Source organism: Neisseria sp. P0001.S005 (assembly GCF_051963715.1).
In genome coordinates this window covers 1-8,997 of sequence record NZ_JBQCTZ010000142.1, presented here as the reverse complement: position 1 = coordinate 8,997, position 8,997 = coordinate 1, and the positions used below count along the sequence as shown (strand labels likewise).

Sequence of the window (8,997 nt, the reverse complement as noted above, 5' to 3'; positions counted from 1 at the left end):
GTCGCACTCAACATCATTGTTTTTGGCAGCATGGTTGCCTATCGGACACAACATAAAACCGCCAAACCCGAATCTGCTTTGGAAGGCGGTACGCACGAATTATTACGCCCGTCTTCTTTGGGCGCGCCCAAAGCCGAGCCTCAGCAGGCATCGCAACCCGATTGGGTGGTGGTCGAATCAGACGGCCTGATTATGGCCGAACCTGAATCAGAAGAAGCGGAAGCCTTGCGTAAAAAGCAAGAAGCGCAGCAGTTGAAAGAGAAAAAAGAAAAAATGCGCCGCGAGAAAGAGGCGCAAGAGCGTCGCACCGCCGAAGAAGAGATGGGTGCGGCCGGCGTGGAACGCTTGTGTACCAGCAGCGCCACCGTGGTGATGGATGAAGACGACTACCACCGCATCAAAGGCCTGTTGGGCAAATGGCCTCATGCCGCCAGCCGCAGTATCGAAAAACGCAACGGCGCATCCGCTGGCGAGACTTCTTCCAAAACCTTCCGCGTGGTCTTGCCTGCCGACGGCGACACTTCCGCCCAGCTTGATGCCTTAGGCAGCCGCGGCTTTAGCGGCAGCATTCACAACGGCGAAATCAGCATTGACGTAACACGCAGCCGTTCTTCCGCCCAAGTTTTGATTTCACGCTTGTCCAGCGCAGGTTTCGGCGGCGCGCGCATTGTCGAGCAGGAAGACAGAAGCGCACCCGATACCGGTTTGAGCGTGGCGCGCATGACCGTGGTCTTTATGGCGGTCGATGAGCGCGATGCCCAAGACATCAGAAACATTGTCGGCCGTTATGGCAAATTGAACATGAAAACCTGCCGATAATCAGGTCTATTCGGTCTCAGACGGCCTGAACAGCAGTCCCAAGCCTGATAAACCGAACGCACATAACACGAAACCCACTGTATCGGCAGTGGGTTTCGTGTTTTTCGGTTTTGAGTATCTGATATAAAGGGGAACAGGTATGTTTCGTATATGCGCACTCCGAGTATCAAGAGATAATGGGGAAGAGGGGGGATAAAATCTGTCGTTTAATGGCTCGGATTAGGACGTCTTCCGAGTGGTTTTGATTATACGCTAATAATAACTATTATCAATAGCAAAATTGAAAAAATAATGGGTTTTATCGTAATGATTTGTTTTGTATGGAAATTAAATTGCGGTATTGGCTTTACCATGATTGAAAAGGCCGTCTGAATAAAGACGGCCTTTTGTTTATTAGAATTTAGGCAGTGAGCAGCCTTCGGGAGTTTTAATGACACATTGAAACCTTCCTGAAGCTTGGCACTTTCTCAAAGCTTCCGTTTCAGCTAAGCCTGGGGAAGTTATTCCAAAAAAGACTTTTCCATCTTTTCTTTGAGCAACTGCTATACAGCCATTTCGAACCCAAGCCAAAACTTTACACGGTTTATTTTTTCCATCCTCTTCGCAGGTTTTAATGGCTAGTTCTTTTGCAGCGGCAAGTGAATCCATCTCGAGTGCCCCACCTGATATACCTGTTTTAGTATTAACTGCCCAAGCCCCATATTTTGAAGGGACATCGATATTGACAATTTCCGTAGGTTGATTTCGTTGATACTGACGAGACGATGTACAGTTGGGGTTATAGCCATACTGACACAGCGCCGGATTGTTTTGTAATGCTCCTCTGGTTACGGGGTCAGCAGCATAAACATTAAGACTTGCCAGTCCTAGCAATACAACAAGTAACTTTTTCATTTCAATTCCAATCTATTTATTATTTGAATCTTTATCAGCCTGCGCTGCATCAATCATACGATGATTTGTTATCTTCTTTACGCGGCTGACGTTGAAATAGGGCAAGGCAAACATTTCGCCCCTATCTTTCAGACGGCCTTTTGATTTGTTTCAATCACTCATAAACCCAAGCAATCAACATATCCAAAGCCATATAAAATACCGTATAATCAAGGCCAAATTAACTTTGCCTGCTTGTCGGGCCGTCTGAAAAATTATGCAACAAACCTACGCCGCCGTACAGCGGGATTTGCTCGAAGCCAACCATCTTTCCCCCGATTTGCTCGCCCAAAGCCTGAGCATTATCGGCGCCAACCATGTTGATTATGCCGACATCTATTGTCAGCGTACTGCCTATGAAAGTTGGCATCTGGAAGAAGGCATCGTTAAATCGGGCAGTTTTCAAATCGATCAGGGCGTGGGCGTGCGTGCCGTTTCGGGCGATAAAACCGCTTTTGCCTACGCCGACAGCCTGTGTATTGATTCGATCAACCGCTCTGCCAAAGCCGTGCGCGTGATCGGTGCGGCCGGTAGCGAGGCCAGCGTCAAAGTGCCGACACCTGCCTACGGCAAGCCTGTCCACATGGCGATTGACCCTATTGCCAGCCTTGATTCCGCTGCCAAAGTCGCGCTGTTGAACAAAGTCGAAACGCTGGCCAAAGCCGCCGATCCGCGTATCGTGCAAGTGATGGCCGGTTTGACCTGCGAATACGACATGGTGTACATCGCCCGTTTGGACGGCAAACACGCTGCCGACATCCGCCCGATGGTGCGCATGAATGTTACCATCATTGCCAAGCAGGGCGAGCGACGAGAGCAGGGCAGTGCGGGAGGCGGCGGGCGTTATGATTTGGCGTATTTCGATGAGAACTTGGTGCATCGGTTTGTCGATTCCGCCGTTAAACAAGCCCTGACCAATCTCGAATCCCGTCCTGCGCCTGCCGGTGAGATGACCGTCGTTTTGGGCAACGGCTGGCCGGGCGTGTTGTTGCACGAAGCGGTCGGACATGGTTTGGAAGGCGATTTCAACCGCAAAGAAACCAGCCTTTTCTCCGGCCGAATCGGCGAGCGCGTGGCCGCCAAAGGCGTTACCGTTGTGGACCAAGGCGATATTGCTGACAGACGCGGTTCGCTCAATATCGACGACGAAGGCAACGAAACCCGCCGCACTGTATTGATTGAAGACGGCATTTTGGTCGGCTATATGCAGGACGAAACCAACGCCCGCCTGATGGGCACGCAATCGACTGGCAACGGCCGCCGCGAAAGTTACGCTTCTGCGCCTATGCCGCGCATGACCAATACCTTTATGGAAAACGGCAGCTATGAGCCGGAAGAAATCATCGCGTCCATCGACAAGGGCATTTACGCGGTCAACTTTGGCGGCGGACAAGTGGACATTACCAGCGGCAAGTTCGTGTTCAGCGCATCCGAAGCGTGGTGGGTGGAAGGCGGCAAACTGCAATACCCTGTCAAAGGCGCGACCATCATCGGCAACGGCCCCGAAGTGCTGAAACATGTTTCCATGATAGGCAACGATACCGCGTTGGACAGCGGTGTCGGCGTGTGCGGCAAAGAAGGGCAGAGCGTCCCCGTCGGCGTGGGGCAGCCGACTTTGCGTATCGATGCCGGGCTGACCGTCGGCGGCAGCGCAATCTGACGCGGAATCCAGTACGATGCCGTCTGAAAGTTTTTTCAGACGGCATCGCCTTATTCTTTTTTATGATGTTTGATATTCCCAAGAATTCTTTAACATTATCTTACAAGTTCATTAAAATACCGCCTTTCGTTAAGCTGATTGTCTGATTCTGATGAACTGGCCTTATCTGATCGATGCCATACCCAAATTCGCCGATGCGGCAAAGCTGACGCTGGAATTGTCCGTTTACGGCGTTGTTTTGTCGTTGCTGTTCGGCCTGCCCGTCGCCGTGGTAACGGCATACCGCATCCGCCCTTTCTACGCATTGGCACGCGCCTATATCGAACTGTCGCGCAATACGCCCCTGTTGATCCAGTTGTTTTTCCTGTATTACGGCCTGCCGAAAATGGGCATCAAATGGGACGGTTTCACCTGCGGCGTGATCGCGCTGGTTTTCTTGGGCGCAAGCTATATGGCGGAAGCCGTCCGCGCCGGCATTTTGGCAGTGCCAAAAGGGCAGGTCGAGGCGGGCAAAGCCGTTGGTTTGAGCCGATTTCAAGTGTTCCGCTATGTCGAATTGCCGCAGGCTTGGGCAGTCGCTTTTCCGGCTTTTGCCGCTAATATATTGTTTTTAATGAAAGAAACATCCGTTATTAGCGCGGTCGGTATTGCGGAATTGTTGTTTGTTACCAAAGATGTGATTGGTATGGACTATAAAACCAACGAGGCATTGTTCCTGCTGTTTGCCGCTTATCTGATTATCCTGCTGCCTGTTTCTTTGTTGGTGCGGCGATTGGAAAACCGCATACGGAGGGCGAAATATGGCGTTTGACTGGCTTTTTGAAGGAAAAAATGCGGCACGTTTGGGCGAAGGCCTGCTCTTAACGGCACAAATTTCTTTAATCTCTGTTGCGGCTTCTTGCGTATTGGGGACGTTGTTCGGCCTGGTTTTGCGTTCGCGCAACCGGCTTGTCCGCCTTATCGGACGGTTTTATCTCGAAACCATCCGCATCGTGCCGATTTTGGTGTGGCTGTTCGGCCTGTATTTCGGTTTGTCCGTGTGGACGGGCATACACATCGGCGGATTTTGGGTTTGCGTTTGGGTTTTTACGCTTTGGGGCATCGCCGAAATGGGCGATTTGGTGCGCGGCGCATTGGAATCGATTGAAAAACATCAAGTCGAATCGGGCTTGGCACTGGGTTTGAGCCGTCGTCAAGTGTTCCGCTACATCGAATTGCCGCAAGGTGTCCGCCGCGCTTTGCCGGGGGCGGTTAATTTGTTTACGCGAATGATTAAAACCAGTTCGCTCGCCTCGCTTATCGGCGTGATTGAAGTGGTCAAAGTGGGACAGCAAATTATTGAAAACTCTCTGCTGACGCAGCCCAATGCCTCATTTTGGGTTTATGGCCTGATTTTTATGCTGTATTTCTTATGCTGTTGGCCGCTGTCGCTGTTGGCGGCAAAGCTGGAACAAAAATGGGAACACTGATATGGCTTTATTGAGCATCCGCAAGCTGCACAAACAATACGGCAGCGTAACCGCCATTCAATCCTTAGATTTGGACTTGGAAAAAGGCGAAGTGATTGTGTTATTGGGTCCGTCCGGCTGCGGCAAATCCACCCTCCTGCGCTGCGTCAACGGTTTGGAGCCGCACCAAGGCGGCAGCATCGTGATGGACGGTGTTGGCGAATTCGGTAAAGACGTTTCCTGGCAAACCGCCCGGCAAAAAGTCGGCATGGTCTTTCAAAGCTATGAATTGTTTGCCCATATGACCGTCATCGAAAACATCCTCTTAGGCCCGGTAAAAGTACAAAACCGCAACCGCGCCGAAGCGGAAGCACAAGCCGACAAACTGTTGGAACGCGTCGGTTTATCCGACCGCAAAAACGCCTATCCGCGCGAACTTTCCGGCGGCCAGAAACAGCGCATCGCCATTGTCCGCGCCCTGTGCCTAAATCCGGAAGTGATTTTGTTGGACGAAATCACCGCCGCACTCGACCCCGAAATGGTGCGCGAAGTCTTGGAAGTGGTTTTGGAACTCGCCCGCGAAGGCATGAGCATGCTGATTGTTACCCATGAAATGGGGTTCGCCCGCAAAGTTGCCGACTGCATCGTCTTTATGGACAAAGGCGGCATCGTCGAATCGTCCGATCCCGAAACCTTCTTCTCCGCACCCAAAAGCGAGCGTGCCCGCCAATTTCTGGCAGGTATGGACTACTGATTGACCGCAAACCGTCCGAAACCCTTTCAGACGGCATTCTATTCCAAGCAAACATTCAAAAAGGAGATTCCCAATGAAACTGAACGCAAAATTCAAAGCGCTACTCGCTTCCGCCGCCATCGCCGTCGGTCTGACCGCCTGCGGAAGCGGCTCCGGCGACCCCCAATCTTCACAAAACAGCGGCGCGGCAACCGTTGCCGCCATTAAAGAAAAAGGCGTCATCCGTATCGGCGTATTCGGCGACAAACCTCCGTTCGGCTATGTTGACGCAAACGGCAAAAACCAAGGCTTTGACGTTGAAATTGCCAAAGACCTGGCCAAAGACCTGCTCGGCAGCCCAGACAAAGTCGAGTTCGTCCTGACCGAGGCTGCAAACCGCGTTGAATACGTCCGTTCCGGCAAAGTCGACCTCATCCTGGCCAACTTCACCAAAACCCCCGAACGCGCCGAAGCTGTCGATTTTGCCGACCCCTACATGAAAGTGGCATTGGGCGTGGTTTCCCCCAAAGGCAAACCGATTACCGACGTGGCGCAACTGAAAGACCAAACCCTGCTGGTCAACAAAGGCACCACCGCCGACGCCTTCTTCACCAAAAGCCATCCCGAAGTCAAACTGCTGAAATTCGACCAAAACACCGAAACCTTCGACGCGCTGAAAGACGGACGCGGCGCGGCACTTGCCCACGACAACGCCCTGCTGTGGGCGTGGGCGAAAGAAAACCCGGATTTTGAAGTCGCCATCGGTAATTTAGGCCCTGCCGAATTTATCGCACCCGCCGTCCAAAAAGGCAACGCCGATCTCTTGAACTGGGTCAACGGCGAAATCGCCGCCATGAAAAAAGACGGCCGTCTGAAAGCCGCCTATGAAAAAACCCTGTTGCCCGTGTATGGCGAAAAAGTCAAACCGGAAGCATTGTTGGCCGAATAAGTTTGTTTAACAAGAAAATCCGTATCCGCATTTGAAGGCGGGTGCGGATTTTTTCAGCTGCCACAAATATCGCAAATTCAAAGTAAAATCAACTATATCATTGTTTTTTATTTATTCCGTTGTTGCCGCTTGGAAGGGAATCCGCCCCGTTCGGTTTCGCTTGTTTTTGAATTTCGGGCAACTTTCAAATCGTCATTCCCGAAAATCGCTTCAGCCTTATGTTTCCGGATGACCGCTTTCGCGGAATGATGGCGGAGCGTTTCTGTTATTCGGATAAATTCCTATGGTATCGAAACGGCGATAAGGTGTTTTTCTTTATTATATAATTTCAAAGCGAAAATGATATTTTTTGAATAAGCGTGCCGCAAAGCCGGAAAAAATGTTCGAGCCGCATCGGCGGCAGACGGGATAAAAAATGACGTTTGACGAATGGTTGGGCTTGTCAAAACTGCCTAAAAATGAAGCAAGAATGCTGCTGCAATATGCTTCGGGATATACGCGCGTGCAGTTGTTGACACGGGGCGTGGAAGAAATTCCGGACGAAGTCCGGCAGCGGGCGGACAGGCTGGTGCAACGCCGTCTGAAAGGCGAGCCGATGGCCTATCTGTTGGGCGAGCGTGAATTTTACGGGAGACGTTTTGCCGTCAATCCCCATGTACTGATTCCACGCCCTGAAACCGAGCATTTGGTGGAAGCCGTGCTCAAACGCTTGCCGCCGCAAGGCCGCGTGTGGGATTTGGGAACGGGCAGCGGCGCCATTGCCGTGACCGTCGCGCTTGAACGCGTTAATGCCGATGTTCGCGCATCCGATATCAGCGTCGGTGCTTTAGATACTGCCCGTCAAAATGCGGCCGAATTGGGCGCAAAAGTCGAGTTTGCGCAGGGTTCGTGGTTTGATACCGACAGGCCGTCTGAAGGCCGATATGATGTGATTGTTTCCAATCCGCCGTATATCGAGGATGGCGATGAACATTTGTCGCAAGGCGATTTGAGGTTTGAACCGCAAAACGCGCTGACCGACTTTTCAGACGGCCTCAGCCATATCCGCCACATTACCCAAGAAGCTCCAAAATACCTGAAAGCCAACGGCTGGCTGCTGTTTGAACACGGCTATGACCAAGGCGAAGCAGTACGGAATATTATGTTGGAGAACGGTTTTGTCGAAGTGGCAACCGAACAGGATTTGGCTGGATTGGACAGGGTCACGCTGGGGCGTTTGCCTGCTTAGCGGGCATGATTTGTCGGAATATAAAAAAGGGCGTGTCGATCACGCCCTTTTGGTTTTTTGGTTTAGCTGTTCAGACGGCCTGGTTTAATGCCAAGCAGCGACGAACTCCGCCCAGTGTTGTTTTTCTTCGGCTTCTGCGGCCAGATAATGTTTGATGCGTTTGATTTCGACTTCGTATTCGTCGGCATCGAGCGCGCCGCTCATCATGCGGAAGCGTTGATACATGAGATAGGTATTGGCGGCATCGGTTTCGCAATAGTCGCGGATGTCTTTCAGACGGCCTGCATGATAGGCGTCCCAAACCTTGCTGCCGTCCATGCCCAATTTGCCGGGGAAGCCGCAGAGTTTGGCCATATCGTCCAAAGGCACGCTGGCACGCGGTTGGTAGAGGGCGAGCAAATCCATCAGGTCGCAATGGCGGGTGTGGTAGCGGCTGATGTAGTTGTTCCACTTAAAGTCGCGGCTGTCGCCAAAATCGCCGTCGCCCATGTCCCAATAGCGGGCGGCGCTGATGCCGTGTATCAGGGCGCGGTAGTGGAGGACGGGCAGGTCGAAACCGCCGCCGTTCCAGCTGACGAGTTGTGGCGTATAGTTTTCGATGACCTCGAAGAACTTGGCAATCATGATTTCTTCGCTGTCTTCGGGATCGCCGATGGTGCTGACGCGGATTTTGTCTTGCCCCCAGCGCATACAGCAGGAGATGGCGACGACTTGGTGCAGATGGTGTTGCATAAAGTCGCTGCCGGTTTTGGCGCGGCGTTGCTGTTGGGCAAACAGGACGACTTCGTTGTCGGGCGAATCGGCTGGCAAATCGTAAAGCTGGCGGATGCCGTTTACGTCGGGAATGGTTTCGATGTCGAAGGCGAGTATCGGAGTCATGGCGTGATCGGGTTGGATAAGGGATGATGTCATTGTGGCATGACGGCGCAGATAAAAAAAGAGGCAATCCCCCACAGGATTGCCCCAATACCTCAAATCAGAGATTTACGCTTCACAAACAATACAGGCTTTCACCTGCGGCTTTACAGATGCAGCTCAACTCTGCATCAGTAAACTTTCATTTCGGGTATTGCACCGAAATCCTCTAAAGATACCGCAATTTCTTGCAATATCAGAAAATTGCTTACAAAAGTATCTAAAACCGGCGAGGCCGTCTGAACGTTTTGTAATTTGATGTAGTGAAATTTACGCGAATTTTTACAGTTTGCCAAGTATTTTTTTCTGAAG

Annotated in this window: 9 protein-coding genes; 7 read left to right on the top strand and 2 right to left on the bottom strand. The window is 51.7% G+C overall.

Features of this window, described 5'->3' with window-relative positions; translation table 11 throughout:
• The first annotated feature begins 12 nt into the window (after positions 1 to 12).
• Positions 13 to 819, top strand: a complete 807-nt coding sequence (locus ACTHSP_RS14575) for a cell division protein (RefSeq protein WP_440346337.1) — start codon at positions 13 to 15, stop codon at positions 817 to 819.
• Positions 820 to 1,212: 393 nt separating this feature from the next.
• Here ACTHSP_RS14575 and ACTHSP_RS14570 read toward each other — a convergent pair whose 3' ends face one another.
• The gene (locus ACTHSP_RS14570) at positions 1,213 to 1,713 is read right to left on the bottom strand and encodes a DUF4189 domain-containing protein (protein ID WP_049351498.1); all 501 of its coding nucleotides are present in this window, start codon (positions 1,711 to 1,713) and stop codon (positions 1,213 to 1,215) included.
• A 256-nt stretch (positions 1,714 to 1,969) separates the two neighbouring features.
• Here ACTHSP_RS14570 and tldD point away from each other — a divergent pair, with 256 nt between their 5' ends.
• From tldD to prmC, 6 genes are all read left to right on the top strand, one after another.
• Positions 1,970 to 3,412, top strand: a complete 1,443-nt coding sequence (gene tldD / locus ACTHSP_RS14565) for a metalloprotease TldD (RefSeq protein ID WP_440346336.1) — start codon at positions 1,970 to 1,972, stop codon at positions 3,410 to 3,412.
• Positions 3,413 to 3,563: 151 nt separating this feature from the next.
• Positions 3,564 to 4,223, top strand: coding sequence for an amino acid ABC transporter permease (locus ACTHSP_RS14560; RefSeq protein WP_049350821.1), 660 nt, complete (start codon positions 3,564 to 3,566; stop codon positions 4,221 to 4,223).
• Entirely contained in the window at positions 4,213 to 4,881 is a 669-nt protein-coding gene (locus tag ACTHSP_RS14555) for an amino acid ABC transporter permease (RefSeq protein ID WP_049329486.1), read from the top strand. The genes ACTHSP_RS14560 and ACTHSP_RS14555 overlap by 11 nt, the downstream gene beginning before the upstream one ends.
• A 1-nt stretch (position 4,882) precedes the next feature.
• Positions 4,883 to 5,614 (top strand): amino acid ABC transporter ATP-binding protein, encoded by a 732-nt coding sequence (locus ACTHSP_RS14550; protein ID WP_049350820.1) that lies wholly within the window; start codon positions 4,883 to 4,885, stop codon positions 5,612 to 5,614.
• A gap of 73 nt (positions 5,615 to 5,687) precedes the next feature.
• The gene (locus tag ACTHSP_RS14545) at positions 5,688 to 6,542 is read left to right on the top strand and encodes an amino acid ABC transporter substrate-binding protein (protein WP_049350819.1); all 855 of its coding nucleotides are present in this window, start codon (positions 5,688 to 5,690) and stop codon (positions 6,540 to 6,542) included.
• A 415-nt stretch (positions 6,543 to 6,957) separates the two neighbouring features.
• Entirely contained in the window at positions 6,958 to 7,770 is an 813-nt protein-coding gene (gene prmC / locus ACTHSP_RS14540) for a peptide chain release factor N(5)-glutamine methyltransferase (RefSeq protein ID WP_049350818.1), read from the top strand.
• A gap of 84 nt (positions 7,771 to 7,854) precedes the next feature.
• Here prmC and ACTHSP_RS14535 read toward each other — a convergent pair whose 3' ends face one another.
• Entirely contained in the window at positions 7,855 to 8,649 is a 795-nt protein-coding gene (locus ACTHSP_RS14535) for a 3'-5' exonuclease (RefSeq protein ID WP_440346335.1), read from the bottom strand.
• Positions 8,650 to 8,997 lie beyond the last annotated feature (348 nt).